15 protein-coding genes and 2 pseudogenes are annotated in these 17,272 nt (G+C 43.5%); 6 read left to right on the forward strand and 11 right to left on the reverse strand.

Annotation, left to right across the window (positions count from 1 at the left end):
* Positions 1-3: 3 nt before the first annotated feature.
* The 5 genes from modA to moaB all read right to left on the reverse strand — a co-directional run bounded on the left by modA (position 4) and on the right by moaB (position 3,019).
* Positions 4-1,029, reverse strand: a complete 1,026-nt coding sequence (gene modA, locus O9X84_RS18200) for a molybdate ABC transporter substrate-binding protein (protein ID WP_269521096.1) — start codon at positions 1,027-1,029, stop codon at positions 4-6.
* A gap of 62 nt (positions 1,030-1,091) precedes the next feature.
* The gene (locus O9X84_RS18205) at positions 1,092-1,565 is read right to left on the reverse strand and encodes a molybdenum cofactor biosynthesis protein MoaE (protein WP_269521097.1); all 474 of its coding nucleotides are present in this window, start codon (positions 1,563-1,565) and stop codon (positions 1,092-1,094) included.
* A 2-nt stretch (positions 1,566-1,567) separates the two neighbouring features.
* The gene (locus O9X84_RS18210) at positions 1,568-1,828 is read right to left on the reverse strand and encodes a MoaD/ThiS family protein (RefSeq protein WP_269521098.1); all 261 of its coding nucleotides are present in this window, start codon (positions 1,826-1,828) and stop codon (positions 1,568-1,570) included.
* Between the two features lie 83 nt (positions 1,829-1,911).
* A complete protein-coding gene (moaC, locus tag O9X84_RS18215; RefSeq protein WP_269521099.1) occupies positions 1,912-2,427 on the reverse strand; it encodes a cyclic pyranopterin monophosphate synthase MoaC in 516 nt (171 codons plus the stop codon).
* Between the two features lie 85 nt (positions 2,428-2,512).
* On the reverse strand, positions 2,513-3,019 hold the full coding sequence (moaB, locus tag O9X84_RS18220; protein WP_269521100.1) for a molybdenum cofactor biosynthesis protein B: 507 nt from the start codon (positions 3,017-3,019) through the stop codon (positions 2,513-2,515).
* Positions 3,020-3,158: 139 nt separating this feature from the next.
* On the opposite strand from moaB, the gene O9X84_RS18225 reads away from it, so the two are divergent.
* Both O9X84_RS18225 and O9X84_RS18230 read left to right on the forward strand, forming a co-directional pair.
* Positions 3,159-3,929 carry a HesA/MoeB/ThiF family protein gene (locus O9X84_RS18225; protein ID WP_269521101.1) on the forward strand — a complete coding sequence of 257 codons (771 nt, stop codon included), beginning with the start codon at positions 3,159-3,161 and terminating at the stop codon, positions 3,927-3,929.
* Positions 3,930-3,983: 54 nt separating this feature from the next.
* Positions 3,984-4,637 (forward strand): trimeric intracellular cation channel family protein, encoded by a 654-nt coding sequence (locus O9X84_RS18230; protein WP_269521102.1) that lies wholly within the window; start codon positions 3,984-3,986, stop codon positions 4,635-4,637.
* Positions 4,638-4,799: 162 nt separating this feature from the next.
* Here O9X84_RS18230 and O9X84_RS18235 read toward each other — a convergent pair whose 3' ends face one another.
* The 5 genes from O9X84_RS18235 to O9X84_RS18260 form a co-directional block, all read right to left on the reverse strand.
* A complete protein-coding gene (locus O9X84_RS18235; protein ID WP_269521103.1) occupies positions 4,800-7,427 on the reverse strand; it encodes a zinc-dependent metalloprotease in 2,628 nt (875 codons plus the stop codon).
* A gap of 402 nt (positions 7,428-7,829) precedes the next feature.
* Positions 7,830-8,855: an ADP-ribosylglycohydrolase family protein gene (locus tag O9X84_RS18240; RefSeq protein ID WP_442864568.1), complete on the reverse strand. Its 1,026-nt coding sequence runs from the start codon at positions 8,853-8,855 to the stop codon at positions 7,830-7,832.
* Positions 8,856-9,482: 627 nt separating this feature from the next.
* Entirely contained in the window at positions 9,483-10,286 is an 804-nt protein-coding gene (locus O9X84_RS18245; protein WP_269521105.1) for a MerR family transcriptional regulator, read from the reverse strand.
* Between the two features lie 163 nt (positions 10,287-10,449).
* Positions 10,450-11,646 (reverse strand): capsular polysaccharide export protein, LipB/KpsS family, encoded by a 1,197-nt coding sequence (locus O9X84_RS18250; RefSeq protein ID WP_269521106.1) that lies wholly within the window; start codon positions 11,644-11,646, stop codon positions 10,450-10,452.
* Positions 11,647-11,880: 234 nt separating this feature from the next.
* Entirely contained in the window at positions 11,881-13,008 is a 1,128-nt protein-coding gene (locus O9X84_RS18260) for a succinylglutamate desuccinylase/aspartoacylase domain-containing protein (protein ID WP_269521107.1), read from the reverse strand.
* 619 nt (positions 13,009-13,627) lie between these two features.
* On the opposite strand from O9X84_RS18260, the pseudogene O9X84_RS18265 reads away from it, so the two are divergent.
* From O9X84_RS18265 to O9X84_RS18275, 3 genes and pseudogenes are all read left to right on the forward strand, one after another.
* Positions 13,628-13,932: pseudogene (locus tag O9X84_RS18265) on the forward strand (transposase zinc-binding domain-containing protein); the annotation flags it as partial.
* A 249-nt stretch (positions 13,933-14,181) separates the two neighbouring features.
* Complete coding sequence (locus O9X84_RS18270; protein ID WP_269521111.1) at positions 14,182-14,319, forward strand: hypothetical protein; 138 nt, start codon at positions 14,182-14,184, stop codon at positions 14,317-14,319.
* 336 nt (positions 14,320-14,655) lie between these two features.
* Positions 14,656-16,257: a bifunctional metallophosphatase/5'-nucleotidase gene (locus O9X84_RS18275; RefSeq protein WP_269521108.1), complete on the forward strand. Its 1,602-nt coding sequence runs from the start codon at positions 14,656-14,658 to the stop codon at positions 16,255-16,257.
* A 37-nt stretch (positions 16,258-16,294) separates the two neighbouring features.
* On the opposite strand, the gene O9X84_RS18280 is transcribed toward O9X84_RS18275, so the two are convergent.
* Positions 16,295-16,663 (reverse strand): VOC family protein, encoded by a 369-nt coding sequence (locus O9X84_RS18280; protein ID WP_269521112.1) that lies wholly within the window; start codon positions 16,661-16,663, stop codon positions 16,295-16,297.
* On the opposite strand from O9X84_RS18280, the pseudogene O9X84_RS18285 reads away from it, so the two are divergent.
* Positions 16,648-17,272 (forward strand): annotated as a pseudogene (locus O9X84_RS18285) (transposase); the annotation flags it as partial. The gene O9X84_RS18280 and the pseudogene O9X84_RS18285 overlap by 16 nt on opposite strands.

Genomic DNA, 17,272 nt, shown 5'->3' on the forward strand with positions numbered 1-17,272 from the left:
CATCTACATACCCCATGAATCAGCACCCATTTTGCCTTTGTGATAAGTAGCGCGAACATCAGTGTGATGATTACTCAATACACCTTCATACCCCCAATCACTCAGTGATGATTGCACCGAGGAAGAAAGTAAATACTGAACAAAAAGACTCGCCGGCTTGATGCGGGCTAACGATTCAGAATTTATTACCTCACCCACGCCATTTATCGAATCAAAAATATTTGGGCTTAATGCAGCGGCATCGTTGTCGTTAATGGCTAACGATTGCACTATGGGAGCGTGTAGGCTTTCATCAATAAGAGACCAGTACATTGTTTGATGCAAGCCAGTTGGTCTATAAGAGATACCTGTTTTATCAAAGCCAGCTGGTTTATTGAAAATTGTACCTGAAGTTGGCGCTGATACACCTTCGAGGCTCTCATTTTCACTGTGACTGCCACTACTACCATCTTTTTCGGCAAGCACTGTAGAGTATGCGACTAACGCACCTTTTACACTGCCTGTACTCACATACTGATACGCTTGCAGCACATTCTTCCCTTTTACTAGCCTATCTCTAAACGTATTCCACAATGACGTGTTGTGTAAAACCTGCTGTGCGGCCAGCCCATAAGGCGCTAGTTTAGGGTTGGCAATAGCAAACTTACCGCTGGTTTCTGCGATAAAACGTTCAAGCGCCATTTTCGTCTCTGTACTGGCATTGGGTGTAATTAGGGCCAGTCGGCCCTTGGCAAAGGCTGTCACATTTTCGGGATGAATAAGGTTGTTCTTCGCTAACATGGCGGGCCGCGCAGTGTCTGCAGAAAGAAAAACGTCAAAGCTCGCGCCGTGAAAAATTTGCGCGTACAGGGTTCCGCTTGATGACGTTGTTATGGATACGTCGATGCCGGTAATAGCAGTGAAATCGGCTGCAATTGCCGCTAAAGGCTTCGCGAAATTTGCCGCAACCGCAATGTTAAGCCGTGGTGACTTTGCATAATGCTCGTGAAAAACATTTGAAAAATTTTGCGCACTTTTCGTGGTGGCCATTGCAGAGCTTGAGAATAACAAAAGTGCTGTGACCAATAATGTGTGTAAACGCGTTGCAGCCCTCAACGCTCAGACATCCACTTTAGCGCAGCAGCGTCATCCGAACCTTTTGCTTCAACCCACTTGGAATTATCGCCTTTAAACTCTTTTTTCCACAAAGGGACCGATTGTTTGAGCATGTCCATTAAAAAGCAGGCGCCATCAAATGCTGCCTGTCTGTGCGCAGCGGCGCAACCTACCCAAACGATTTGCTCGTTATTATAAATACGACCTACGCGATGCACCGCAGCGGCATTGGTAAGTGAAAAGCGCTCTATCGCTTTATCTATCAAAGTAGACAGCGCTTTTTCAGTCATGCCTGGATAATGCTCTAGCTCAATACCGTCAATATTACCAGCGTTGTTAAAATCTCTAACTAAGCCGGTAAATGTTACGATAGCGCCCGTATTACCTAATGTTTTAGCATGAGTCTGTGATTGCAACTGGGCATACAAGTCGCCTTGGTCGAAGTCTTGCTCCTGTATGAAGGCAAACATCGTTAGCCCCCAGTAACAGGTGGAAAAAAAGCGACTTCATCGCCTGGGCTCAACACAGTGCTGCTGTCGCACAACTGTTGATTTTTAGCCGTTAAAACACTGCCTTCTAAGGCAAGTGCCCAGTTACTGTCTAACGCGGTTAACTGCGCTATAACATCGGCAATTGTCGCCTCCGCATCGCTATCGACAACGACATCGATACTCAAGCTGGGCGTTTTTGAAATTTCACGGGTTTGTGCGAATGTTTTCACCGTTATCTGCATGCTGTTCCTATGCTAAATTAATGTATGAATGTGTTAATGACGGCTATCGTGAGGCTATTGATATGAGCCTCTGTTCACTCACATCACTGTTGACTCACTTCACTGCTCACTTCATTGCTGGACCAATGGCCCGTTTTTCCGCCTTTCTTTTCAAGAACCCGTACGCCTTCCATATGCATAGTCGGGTCGATGGCTTTGCACATATCAAACAGGGTGAGTAGCGCCACATTCACACCGGTCAGCGCTTCCATTTCCACACCTGTTTTACCGCTTAGTTTGCAGTAACAGGTAGCTCGTATCCGCTTTTCTTCGGGCTGAACCTCAAAATTCACGTCAACTTTGGATAACGCCAGTGGGTGGCAAAGGGGAATTAAATCGCTGCAACGTTTGGCGCCTTGAATACCGGCAACTCTTGCCACTGCAAATACATCGCCTTTCGCAATTTTTGCTTCGCTTATTTGCTTGATAACGCTGTCGCTGACATAGAGAAAGCCTTCTGCAGTTGCCTCTCTTTTTGTTACGCTTTTGTCACTTACATCGACCATATTGGCCTGGCCACCGGCATCGATGTGGCTGAATTTACCCGAAGATTCGCTCATGCTGTTTTCCCGCTCAGGGCTGTTTTCCCGCTCAAGGCTGTTTTCCCGCTCAAGGCTGTTTTCCCGCTCAAGGCTGTACTCATACTCATGAATTCACCAAATGTTTAACGAAGTTACATGGTTTGAAATCCACATCTAACTGGCTAGCAATAATTCGTTCCCACCCAGTTCTACATGCACCAGTGGAACCCGGCAAACAAAAAATTACAGTATTATTTGCAAAGCCAGCGACAGCTCTAGACTGAATAGTCGATGTGCCAATTTCTTCATAGCTTAGCTGGCGGAATAGCTCTCCAAAGCCATCAACCTCTTTATCGAACAATACGCTAATCGCCTCTGGCGTGGAGTCTCTGTGGGTAAAGCCGGTACCGCCAGTGATGAGTACGCTATGAATGTTACTGTCTGCAATCCACGAGGACACAACGGCTCTTTGCTGGTAAATATCATCTTTCACTAGCTCCCTAGCAGCAAGGTTGTGCCCTGCATCAGTTAATGCCTGAGTGAGGTAATCACCAGACTTGTCATTATCAAGAGTTCGGGTATCTGAAATAGTGAGTACGGCAATATTGAGCGGCTGGCTAACAGCTGACATATAAATTCCTAATTTGCTATGCGACATCGTGTCTGGCTTTGATAAAGTATAAACTCACGTGAAACCAGCACAATTTTTTGTGAGTAGACACTTTATAAGGGTGTACCCCATGAATTCAATACTTAAGTTGACTTAACCTATGCGTAAAACACTACACAGAGACCTGACTGACGAACAAGCTATGCGCTACAACCGCCATATTGTGCTGCCAAGTGTGGATTTAGACGGGCAAGAGGCGCTGTTAAATGCAAAAGTGCTTATTGTGGGTATGGGCGGCCTAGGTAACGCCGCAGCAATGAATCTCTGTGCAAGTGGTGTTGGCACCCTCACCCTTATTGATTTCGACAGCGTAGAATTAACCAACCTTCATCGCCAAACGCTCTTTTCTGAAGCTGATGTCTTAAAAAGTAAAGTACACGCCGCAAAACAGCAACTTCAACAAATGAACACTGACTGTGAAATTCACATCGTTAATGAGGCGTTTGGCGAAGAACATAAAAGCCTAGTGACCTCCTGTGATGTGGTGCTTGATTGTACCGACAACGCCGATGCTCGAGACCTTATTAACAAGCTTTGCTACGCCACAGGTACGCCCTTAGTATCAGGCGCTGCTATTCGCTTTGAAGGACAGCTATTTGTTGCCATTCCTGGAAAGAGTCGCTGCTATGGGTGTTTGAGGCAGCTATTTACAGCGCCAGACTTAAGCTGTGTAGAGTCGGGAATATTTTCACCCGTCGCGAATATTGTGGGCACTTATCAGTCGTTACTTGCTATGCAGGTACTCATGCAATTTGACACTATTCCGGTAAACACCTTAATGACATTCGACGCCCTAGGGCACGAGTGGCAACGCTGGCAGCTTCCCGATACAACAGAATGTGACATTTGCGGGCCCGCTCACGCCAAGTAGAGCATAGAAATTGCATTAGCTGCTCATTGAAACGCGCTTGTAAAAGGATGTTAAATGACAGCAGAATATTTTTTAGTGCTTGGCCTAATCGGGGTGGCATTTTTTGCAGTAGCAGGCGCATTGCTTGGCTATGAAAAAAATATCAGTGGCTTTGGCGTTGTGGTAGTTGCCACCGTTACCGCACTTGGAGGCGGCACACTGCGAGATATTTTGCTAAGCAAGCCCATATTTTGGATTGAAACGCCGGATTATTTATACTCAACCTACGCTGCCATTATTGCTACGGTTTTGCTTATCCGCTACCTCCCCTCCGTCAACAATTATTATTTTTTGATGGTAGATGCTATCGGCATGGCAATCTTTAATATTATGGGTATCGAAAAAGCACTCATTAGTGGCTCAGGGCTGGTGGTTGCTATTACAATGGGTATTACTACCGGAATATTCGGCAGCCTGATCCGTGATGTTATATGTCGGGAAGTGCCATCGGTAATGCGAAACGAACCTTACGCGTCAGCGTGTTTGGCCGGCGGTTTAGTCTATGCCGCCTTATTTAGCCAAGACATAAGCTACATCTGGTGTATTTTAGGTTCTCTTATAACGACCATTTCTCTTAGGTTGGGCTCGTTACATTGGGGGTGGCACATCACCATCTTCAGAAAAAAAGATCGCGAAGTTTTACAAAAAGGTGAAGTACAAAATAGCTAATCCAAATCATTGACTAGCATGTGTAAAAGATTGCTGTATCCCAAGATACTAAAAAGCCGGCACTGTCATTTGATACTGTCATTTGATACTGTCATTTGAAAGTGCTGGCTTTGCTAGGCTTGTAAAGAACTATTTTAAAAGCGTCGGTAACCTTAGGTAAGGCTACGACCTACTTTTATGAAATGCTCTTTCAATACGGTCGGTAAGGTAGAATTTATGAACCTTACTCGCTCTATCACCCCGTGAGTTATCGACTAAATCACTAATCCGGTTTAGCTCATAAAGCGCAGCTGCTTTGGCCAAATGATCGTAGTTGCTGGCTTTTTCTAAACCACTTATTTTAATCAACTGTTCCACATATTCCGTTTGCAGATTTCGGCGGTAGCTATTTACGTCACGCTTAATATCAGCCTCAAAAATTCCTTTTGTGAGCTCTCCCATCATTTGCTCAAGACTGTACTCGTTGCCATAAAGCGCCGTATCGCTCATACGCATTTGAACAGCAGGGTGGAGCAAATGGGTAAGCACATTTTTTTGTGCCCCTAGCAGCATTTTGTGTGGCTTAGGATCTTCGTTTTTCCCCATATTGTCGAAACCGCGACGCTGACGCTGAATGTAAGCAAATAGTGGCTCCATTGTTTCGATAGCATTAGGCGCAAACACAAACTCGTTTAGCGTTTGCATAGCGCGCTGCTGCAGCGCCTTAGGTACTGGCGTAAAGGGCTGTTCATACCCTTCTTGCCCCACAAACGTGCGGTCTACATAGACACCGCCTACATAACGCGAAACAACACTAGCCTGGCGTGCAAACTCACCAAATACGGCGTTAACGCCCACCGCGAGGTCATTGTGAGAACGGTTATCAGCGAGGGTTTTGTCTTTAATTTCTGTGGCTGTTGATTTAATAAGGCCAAATCGGTCTCGCGCGTATTCAACTGCATCGCCCGACATATCAAAGATATTTATTCGTGGGTCGAGGTGACGTCCCGGTGCTCGCATGTCATCAGCATCGTTACCAAACGCCAGCTCTGGTTCTGCGCTGCGTGACAAAATAGCCTGCAGTCGTTTTTCTTCGGCTTCTGGGTCTGCTAGCGCAGTAGAATAACCGTATTCAATTGCCCAATCATCATAAGGCCCCGGCTTTTCTGTGTAAAAGTCGCCTTGCGTAACGCCATCAGGCGCAAAGTTAACAGAAGGGTAATCCATCACTGAGCCTGCCAAAATACCTTGTGTGACCGACGCGTCATGGGCTTCGTCATGCCCGTGTAACTGAGACGCTTTCATGTTGTGGTTAAGCCCTAGGGTATGACCCACTTCATGCAAAATTAGGTAATGCATGGCTTGCCTAAGAAGCTTGTCTTTCTCAATATCGCCCATCCCTTTGGCGAGTGACGCATATTCACCAAAAAGCAGTCCAGCATTAAGTTCGTGACCCAATGAACAGTATTGCGCGGCATCATCACCTAACGACGAGGGCATTTGCGATGAGAGAGAGCTAGCGCCGTCGGTAAACATTTCGCCTGCTATCCAGCGCCCTTTCATAAAGCTGTATTCCAGCATGATATCAGAGGCAATAATTTGTCCCGTTAACGGGTTTGCAACGCTTGGGCCGTAACCGCCAAATGGGGGTCTTGGCGATGACGTCCAGCGCAGCACGTTGTAGCGAACGTCTTCGGCTTTCCAATCTGCATCATCAGGTTGAATACGCACTTCAATAGCATTGCTAATACCGGCTTTTTCAAACGCCGAATTCCAACTCAATGTTGCATTGCGTATAGTGTCTCGCCACTCAACAGGAGTTGTATTTTCAATCCACCATACGATGGGCTCAACGGGGTCTGACACAGCTGCGTTCGGGTCTTTCTTTTCTAAATGCCAGCGATTTATCACATCGCGACCGATAAAGGTTTGATCAGTGGTTAAATCGTCAAATTGCTTACCAAAATAACCAATTCTTGGGTCGTCTCTACGGGATGCAAAGTTATTATCAGGCAGTTCAATAAAGGCATGTTGCAAACTAATAGTGGTGTAGCGAGGGTCGGTAATATAGTTACCTCCACGTACCTTTGGAGTGTCATTTTCAAAAACGTAATCCACTACGATGTGGGTGTTTGCGGGGAAATTATCGATGGCAGCAATCTTGCTTTTATCATCACTAAGCTTACCCAACTTAAAGCGTTTCTTCTCTGCTTCTGGACTTGAGGACGGCATTGGTGCTACGCGGTGAAGCTTTTGATTTTTCACCACGTCTTCTAGCTTTATCGCTATGCGTCCGTCTTCCTCATTCACAATTTTAGTGGATACCAGCACGGCCTCGCTTGTATTAGCATTTGCGGCTTTGCTTATGGCGTTGTCAGGATCGAAATAATAGCGAGGTGTCATTGCCACAATTTCAATGCGGTCAAAAACACGACGCATTTCAATGAGGCGATGTTGGCGAAAGCCGCCGCGAAAATGCCCTGCATCCACTACACCTTCAACAGTATTGGCGAAATATAAAAATGGCTTATTCAGTTTAGCTTCGTCGATAACCATTAAAGCCGTGCCGTCTTCGCTGTCTTGATACACAGGTAAATAGCCGTCGTAAGCAATTTTATCTTTTAGCGTTTGAGCAAGAGTTTGTTCTTTAGTGCTCTCGTCTTTAATCTCTTCCTTGATTTCTTTTTTAATTTCTTCCTTAGCTTCTGAAATCGACTCTTTATTCTCGTCTTGAGCATAGACATTATGGCTTATTGCTGACGTGCTCAACAAAGCGATCATCAGCGCTTGGTTTATTTTATTGAATTTCATAGAGTTTCCTGTCTAACTATTTTTTATCGTTATGATGTAGGCTTTTCGCACTACTTTATTAGAATTTTTTTAAACTAACTGACGCGTTATGACCTAGTATCTTACATATCAAAAAGGTTATTTTGTAAACTATCGCGTTTTGTTGCCAATAGACCGTTGAAAATGTTGCAAAATGTATCAATGCTGACAGTTTTGTCGTTTTTTCGCACTAGACTTCTGCGTAACTTACTTACCGCAAAAGACAAGGAATAGTGTGTTCTTATGGGGTTCATAAACAAAGGCGCCCTGAATGAAGTATCTACTCAAGGCGCTTGAAGTTGGCATTGCTCTGTTAGAAATCATCTATTGAAAAGCCTGTTTAAAAGCCTATTCAAAAAAGCTAATTCAATAGACACGCATTTATCAAAGGGGCTTGCCCGCATGGCTAATTTCAGTATTCAATTTCTCGGCATCGCATAATTGCCTGTAGAGGTCGTCAATTGGCTCGCCAGCGATAAGCCCTACGATACTGCCTAGCACAAAGCCTCTATGCACATTGTCTCCGCCCACATTAGTATTAGCGAGCAGCGCTTTTTTACTGTCATCACTATAGCGATAAGCGAAGTAAAGAATACTCGGCCACGCACCTGAGATATAGCACGCTGGTGAATAGGTATGCCCCACCACTTCCATGTCACTTTTCTTCTTCGCAACTAACTTAGATAACGACAAACCCATTGATCGCGTAGCAATATCTTCGAGTATTTCCTGCGCCGATTCGCCTTTTTGCTGCAATAGGCGAAACAACAGTTCAACATAGAAATCGCACACCATGGCTAAATCATCACTAGGGTGAGTTAACATTAAGTGTTCTCTGCATACTCTTTGTGTCGCGTTCAGTTCGTCCCCTCGTACCGCCGCGCTTAGCGCAAGTGGCGCAATGGTAACAAACCCACCTATTGAGGCAGTATCATGGGTTACTGCACCGCATTGATGGGCAGGCTTTCCAACCTCTAAATTGGCAAAAAAACCGCGATGATAAGACTCAGCGTAGGTGTCAGGGTGTTGCGGCTGGCTTGCGGTTAGCATTTTTATATATTCGTCTAAAAATTCGTCCCGCTGATAGCCATTTGATAAGCATCTCAACATTACTCTGGCACAATGGGCATTTAACGTATTCTCACCGGCTTTCATACCTTGATGGTAATGTTGATTTGCGCCCGTCCAATATTGTCGCTTACCTTTCAAAATCACATCACCAACAATCTCTTTTTTAGCCTGACGCGACGCCCTTGCCCTGCCCCCTTCACTGGTAGAGTGCAGAGACATAATTGACGAAGGATGATACGAAGGCGCATCTTCAAACTTTACAATGCCACCATTAAACGCTTTGAAGATATCACCCGGGTTGTAATACCAATGAACTGGCATGGCCAAGGCATCACCAATAAACGCATTCTTTAATGCGGCCTCAAAGCGCCTCTCGAAAACATGCTGAGATGCTGAAGAAGTATTTTCTTCTTGTTGTAATATTGAGCTTTCTGACGATATAGCCAATGCTTTGTCTCCTTATCTAAACAAATTGTTTCTAGTGCCCTAGTGGCAGAACAAACTGAAAATTTGAATGCGTTGTTCCTTTCACAAATAGACAAAGTGCAGTGCTGCTTGCAACAGTGATATTTGGGAAAGGTTTTATAAAAATTTATACGCAGAGTTGGATTAGAATGATCTTATCGCCGAATTTCAGGGGAATAAGAGCTCATACTCGATAGCTCTTCTCGTTTCAATATTAGTTGCAGGATAGTGCCAGAAGCTGTCTTATTAGATCTTGGTTGAGCGGCTGCTGTGTACCTTGAGTTCAAAAGCAGGTTATGCTGTCACTATTCGCACATTTCGAGGATCTACTTAACTTCAGACCGTTATCGATGTTTTTATCAATTGTCCTAGTCAGAAATTTTCAATGAGTGAATACTGTGCTTTTTATTGACAGAATTTGTTGTGCCCTAAAAGTGTAGTGCCAGAATCAGCTTAAGCTTATAAAACTCAAGCTGTTAACACTCATTAAAATACACGAGCTTATTGCAACTTAATAAACTCTTCTTCATTTTGCTTAAGTGAGTTTTCCGCAAAAAAGTCCATGGCATCGAAATAGTGCTTTGCTAAGCCCTTTTGGAGTGTTTCATAAATATCAACAACTACGCTGTCTAGCCTACCATCTGCGATAATTACCTTTAAAAGATCGTAATCTACACCAGAAAAATCATCCTTAGATTTATAAAACATACGATTCATTATGATGTAGGCTTCTTCTATAAGTTTTTGTACTTCACTCTCATAAACAGGTAGATGGGTCACTTCCATATAATGGCGGGTCCATTCGTCTGCTTCATCTTTTATATTGTGAATATCTTCTTCAGGAAGTTTTCCATAAAACTCGAAAACCTCATCACCATTTTCATCTTGTTTAATCTGAGACTTCCACTCGTCCATTTTAGCCTGTGGTAACCCTTTTAGGATTGCATCTAAATTTTCTTCGCCTTTAGCCATCTTTATTGACACCTCGATACGTTTAATCATGTCGTTAGTATTTTCACGACGTTGTATTAGAAGCTCATGCTGTTTGTGTAGTGCACTCAACAAGTCAAAGTTATCGGCGTGTATGATGTTAGCAATATCATCTAAAGTCATGTCCATCTGTCTGTAGATAATAATTTGTTGTAACAATGCAGCGTCATAGTCAATGTAAAAACGGTATCCGTTAACGTCTCTTTTGGCTTTAAGTAAGTTTTTTTGATCATAAAAGTGCAAAGTGCGCACGCTTACACCGCTTGCCTTACTCAACTGCCCAACACTGTATTTGTCTTTCTTCGCTATATTCATCACTAATAACCAGAGCTTGTTGTTTTCTAACACGAGTTTATTCAAGCAATACTGAGAAGTACTGCTTTGAGTAAATACCTTGAAGTATTACCTTAGGTGAGGGTCAACTCTTTTTAATTATATTCTTTTTGAGAGCGGTTTATCTCTTTGAATAGGATGTAAATCACTGCTGTGCTAAGACCATTTTTGAAAGCAAATCTTGTTGCGTTAAACGCTTGGTTAGCGCATCAACGTGGGCATCATCAAGCTTATTCCAAGCGGTGGGAATAACATAGTGTTCGTGTAAAAAGTGTAGAAAACCATTTTTGATTTCAGGCTCGCCATGGCAGGCGTCGAGTTGATTTAACTGTTTAAGTAGTGCGGCTTCAGATTCGATTGATTCACACACACCACGAATGCCGTAGCACGCCTCCCCCATTGTCATTACAGATTTTCCTAATAGTAATGACTCAATGCCTACGGTTGAGTTGATTGTTAGCACGGCTTGAGAACGCTCGATTAACTGCTGTGTCTCGCACTGATTTGCGAACACAATTCGAGGATGTCGATTATGCAATTCATCGTGTCGCTTTACCTCGGAAGGATGCTCTTTAATAACAATATGTAAATGAGGGTTATCTGTTTTATCAATGACGTTTGTAAGGTGCTGGTATAGTTGCCCCATGCATTTTATCCACGGCGAATTTGAAATAATTTGGCTGTCAGTTTCAACCTGAAAAGGCACGAAAATATACTGCTCAGGCAACGCCGCTGCATCCACTCCCTTTTGTTTCTGTGCCACAGGCGCTCTTGACACCAAGGCACTAGGAAGTGATTTTGCACTATCGAATTGACGGTAAAATTCACTCTCTTTAGGAAGAGAATTTTTGCAATTTACACCAGACCAGTCGCAGGTTGTTGAATTGGGCAATAAGCCGTTCTCAAAATAAACTACCTCCTTACCCAATACTTTCGCAGCTTCTGCAATTGACGAACTGGGTAACTTTTGACCGTTCCAAACGCCTACTACATCGGCATTTGACTTAACGATTAAGTCGATACTCTTTGCTATATCCAGCATGATGACAACGCGCATCACAAATCGATAGATTGCCCATAAAAACGACTTTGATACAGCGAGGTGTGATGCCGCTTTTTTGGCCAGATAGAAATGTAAAAGCGCATTGATGTCGGTTTGTTTCACTCGCTTTAAATGTTTTAAATGAGACGGCAAAAAAAGATGTTTATTTATCTTTATGACGTCAACATTCAAACTGCTGCGCGAAGCCAATGCTTTAAAGTATTTTATGTGAGAGCTGCCTCTGGCGATAAACAAAAATTTGCTGTCGATCTTTAGGTTTTTAGTTGTCTGATCTTTCATAAACACGTTTCACTTTTAAACTCTGATACGTATTTATAAATGCTTTATGTTGCCGAAAATTGACAGGTAAACAAAATTTCGTGGCATCTACCTACAGTGTTACTCTAGGCTTAATAAAGTTGATAAATGCCGTGACCCGCTCGGATACAGCCGAAGATTTATAATAAACAGCATTCACCAACTCTCGGTCGTTGCGTTAGCACGTATTTGTTAAATAGCTAAGACAACTACAAACTACAGCTCGAAATAATTAGTGAAACATTTGAACAGCTGGGTACCGCTTAATACTGAGGCTGAAGGAAAATTTAGCATAGGGATAAGATCGCATGGAGCGTGCAACATCCTGCTGCCTTGGCTATTGTCCAATTCATCAATGTCGAGTATTTGTGCGAGCGGCTCACCTTTTTGCACTTTTTGCCCAGGCTTAGCAATGTACTCCACCATGCCGCCAAAATCAGAATATAAGGTTTTGTAATCTTGCAGATACACACCTAATCTCGTCATTTCAGCGGGTGTAAAATCACTATCCACCAATACGCCTTTGCCATTGAGGTAACTCAATATACTGTGGGCATCCACACTGCCCTCGCCAAAGTTAATCACTTCTTGGCTTCCCATCTCAAGAGTAAATGCTTCTACATTACACTGTATGTTTCGCCCTAGATTTTGCCTAACAGAGTCTTGTAATGTCCACCAAGGGCAAAACGTCGCTTCATCAAGTGCACCGGCAAACACATTTGGTATAAAAATATTGTGAGGAATATTGAAGAGCAACGCACTGTCTTTAGCGTATTCAGGAATATAGATATGCCGCGTAGATACCGGTCCGTTATGTAAATCGAGTACAAAATCTGCATTTACCGCAAGCTGCTGCAGCTTTAAGTTAAGTTGTTGGGCAAGCCCAAGCCCCCAAGGCTCTGCCAGCTTCTTCCCGATGGATGCTAATAAGTGAGCGCGAAAACGCTGTTTAATTACATCAACAGGCTCTTCAGGTGTCACGGTTTTCGCAAATTGTTCTACCGCGGCTTGGTCGTAAAAATAGCCACGGTTCCAGTTAGTACCGTTGACAGGGTCGAAACGGCCTAATGTGTATTCGCCCGACTTGATATTAGTGCCTACAGGATTGCAGTTAGGAACTAATATAATTTTCCCTCTAATATCGGTGTTTTTTAATTCCTTTATCAGGTGATAAATCACCACGTTACCCTGCACTTCAGCGCCGTGGATAGAAGATTGAATGTAAACAGTAGGCCCAGGTTTGCTGCCGGAAAAGGTATACACAGGCACATTTAAATTACGGCCTGATGCGTTTTGAGCAACAACTAAATATTCTTTTTTTAACTGCGTATTATTAGCGGACATATTCACTCTGACATCTTTAAATTTTTGGAGCACTGATGGCCCCCTTTTTCTTCGCTTTGCAACTTAACACAAATAGAACGGCACTATTAGGGTAAGAGTACCTGAGAGAGGCTAAGACCGACCATGCCTGTTTTTGCAAACCACCTCTGCGAAAGCACGCAGAGTAGCACCAAGGTGAAGATTTTCAACCATTGGCGTGGCTGAACGTAGTATTTTAAAGCTGGTCTCGTTTAATTAATACTGCCAGGCCGCTACTGGTTTTAAGAGGTAATTACTGACATCAAAATTTGATTGCTGACAATTTTTTAAGCTATGCTGAGGAAAGTCCTCAACAAGGAGTTTATTATGCAGGAATTGTGGTTTTTACTACCCATGTTGATATTGGTCGCAGGTTCTCTATTTATAATAAATAAAGCGAATCATGATGATTGATTCGTGGTTGGTAGCCTAAAACGGTTTTTATCAGTTTTGTCATTATCATTCTACGTTTCAACTCGTCAGAAAAGTACGTAAAGCCGACATAAGCAAATCAACTCTTCCACAAGCAAAAACCAACTATTGACCAGTCGAAAACGTCACCAACGTTTGTCATCCTAACATCCAGATAGTGCAATTAAGGGTGAGACCGTTGCTGGCCACACAGCAAGCTGCAATATACAAACGACACCGGCCAGAAAACACTTTGCTGTATCAACTGGTTGAGCGGCATTACCCTGAGTTCAAAGAAGCCTTATTAGGGCATGGTAAACAATTACCCAAGTTTATTGAGCGCGAGTTTGATGACTTTTTGCGGTGTGGTCGCCTAGAAAATGGATTCTTAAGAGTGGTATGTGACGATTGCAAACACGAAAACTTGTTGCTTTTAGTTGCAAGCGCCGCGGTTTCTGTCCGAGTTGCGGAGTTAGAAGAATGGCTGAAAGCGCAGCGCTTCTGGTAGACGACGTACTACAAGGTTATCCTATTAGGCAGTGGGTTTTAAGCCTGCCCATTCCTTTGCGATTGCTGTTGGCTCGATATCCAAACGAATTGAGCAAAGCAATGCAAATTATTCACCGCGCCATTTCGACTTACATTGTTAACAAAGCTGGCTTTTCAAACAAACAAGCGAAATCAGGTGCGGTGACCCTTATTCAACGCTTTGGCAGTGCACTTAATCTAAACATTCACTTCCATATGCTGTTTCTTGAGGGCGCGATTAGCGAAAATACTTGGGGCGGGACGACGTTCACTCGCATCAAGGCACCATCTCATAACGACATGGTCGAACTCGTTCACAACATCAGCCATCGCAACGCTCGCAAACAGCTTTAAAAAGTCTCTACTGGTATTATTAAAAGGTGTTATAAGCTTTTTGGGCAAAGGTATGGTCAGCGTTGCCTCAATGACCGAAACATTTATTCGATATTTACTTGAACAACTATTTAATTTGTTATCAAATAGGGCAACACTTGCACTAATGGCAAGTCTTCCTAGCCCACACGTAGCTTCAATGCCAACCGACATAGGCATGGTGCTAATGGGGGCTTTTTAGTCTTCAATTAATAGCTGCTCTTTGCAACACCATGTAGTATAAATTTCATGACAATTTTCACTCGTCAATTGTATGGGTAATACACTGTGTCAAATTAGCGTAAAACTGGAATTATCATGAAAAAACGTTTTATTTGCGTTATTGCCTTTGCCTCCTTGGTGTTTTTACTTTCTTGTACGATTAAGCAAACACAAAACGTGCCCAAAGCCTCAATTACTGACGATTTACTTGTCAAGGTTTTAGGTATTAATGACTTTCATGGGCAAGTATTAGCTAACGCTAAAGGGCCTTCCGGCGGCATGTATTTGTTGGCCAACCACCTTTTAAAAGAGATTGAGTCTACACAAAGTCATACATTTGTGTTGCATGGTGGCGATCATGTAGGGGCAAGCCCTGCCGAGTCGGCACTTTTACAAGACGAACCCTCTATCACCTTTTTAAACAAATTAAATGACTACTGCCAACAAACTCGTAAAGGCAAGTGTCAAATTATGGGGACTGCGGGCAATCATGAGTTTGATGAGGGTAGCGCTGAAATGCTGCGCTTATTAAATGGAGGTAATCATAAAAAAGGCCCTTTTTTACAGCCTAATTGGAAAGGTGCAAACTACACTACATTAAGCGCGAATGTAATAGATCTTGAGTCTGAAACACTGATATTGCCGCCATATGCTGTGCATAATGTGAATGGTATCGATATTGGTTTTATTGGGCTCACTCTAGATACCACTCCTAACATTGTTTTGCCGGGTGCCGTAGATAATTTGCGTTTTCAAGACCAAGCCACCATAGCCCAAAAATACACAAAAGAACTTCAGTCAAAGGGAATAGAAGCCATTATTATTGTGGTGCACGACGGCGCCCGAGCTGACTATTATGCTGGGCCGACAAAAGCCGAGTCGGGCATACCACAAGACAGCGACTTTATGGCTTTTTTAAAAGCCTTACCTAGCGCCGTTGATTTGGTAGTAACAGGGCATTCACACCGATTCACCAATGCTTATGTCGATAATAGCGAAGGCCATACCATGTTAGTCACGCAAGCCTTTTCCAGTGGCCGAGCCTATGCAGATATTGAATTGCGCATAAATAAAGTCAGCAAAGATATCAGCTATGCCAGCGCCCAAATATTTAAAGTTGAAAAAGAAGACTTATCTGGCTTAAGTGATGCCGCTATAGCCACCCTCGCCTCTATTGGTCAGACTATTGGTGGCGCCACACAGTTTGCCAAACGCTATACCGAGCGGGTTATTAACACCTTTGAAGCCAGCTCAACACAAATTTCTTTAGGTGAATTTATTGCCAATACTCATCAATATGCATTGAAATCTGACCTAGCGCTTATGAACAGAGGTGGCGTACGCGCATCCATTAATGAAGGGCCCTTAACTTGGGGTCAGCTATTTGCCGTGCAACCCTTTAGTAATCAGTTAATGGTTCGTAGGTATAGCGGCTCGCAGCTACAATCGCTTGTTAATGAGCGGAATTATTGGAGCAGCAATGTAAAAATTTTAGCCAATGGCAACATCATCTTAAATGGCGAGCCACTTCAACAAAATGCATATTACACTTTAGGCGGTAATAACTTTATTATGGGTAGCGAAGAATTTGCGGTAGGTGAGTTTATAAGGCTCGGCGTTGAAGACATTGAAGCAACGCAAAACTACATTGAATTACTACCCACACCCTTCAGTTTTGCGGATAAACCCAGCCATTAAACTAGGTTTATCCCCTACTTTTAATAAGCTGAGTAAACTACCAAGAGCCTTGATTTGGCATAGAAGACCAAGGCTCTGCGGGTGCTAGCGAATCGCGCGCTTGCAGTATCTCAATTGATATACCATCGGGAGATTTAACAAACGCCATATGACCATCGCGTGGCGGGCGCAATATATCAACCCCGGCATCCATCAACTTTTTACATAGTGCATAAATGTCATCTACACGATACGCCAAATGCCCAAATGCTCTGCCGTTTCCATACTCTTCATCGTTATCCCAATTATAAGTCAGCTCCAGCATGGGCGCTTTTCGCTCTTTTGCTAAGTCAACATCTTCAGGCGCGCTAAGAAAAACGAGTGTAAAACGGCCTTTTTCGTTTTCGTAACGATTCATTTCAACCATGCCGAGCAAATCGGCAGTGGGTTTTAAGCCTGCCCATTCCTTTGCGATTGCTGTTGGCTCGATATCCAAACGAATTGAGCAAAGCAATGCAAATTATTCACCGCGCCATTTCGACTTACATTGTTAACAAAGCTGGCTTTTCAAACAAACAAGCGAAATCAGGTGCGGTGACGCTTATTCAACGCTTTGGCAGTGCACTTAATCTAAACATTCACTTCCATATGCTGTTCCTCGAAGGCGCGATTAGCGAGAATACTTGGGGCGGGACGACGTTTACGCTGCAAACCTTGCCTGCTAGCACCGAGGGTGAATATGGACAATTGGCCAGTACGTCTGGTTTTTCGCTTCACGCGGGAGTATTCGCTAATGCCGATGAGCCAGAAAAATTAGAAAGGCTATGTCGTTACATTAGCCGCCCAGCTATCAGTGAGCAGCGCTTAAGCATGACACAACATGGAAAAGTACGCTATGAATTGAAGACCCCCTATCGTGATGGCACTACACATGTATTCTTTGATCCAATTGATTTTATTGGCAAGCTTGCCGCTCTAATCCCTCCACCAAGGCTCAACCTTACCCGGTTTTTTGGTGTATTCGCTCCCAATAGCA

The sequence above is a fragment of the Alteromonas sp. BMJM2 genome, from assembly GCF_027257845.1.
Lineage (GTDB): Bacteria > Pseudomonadota > Gammaproteobacteria > Enterobacterales > Alteromonadaceae > Alteromonas.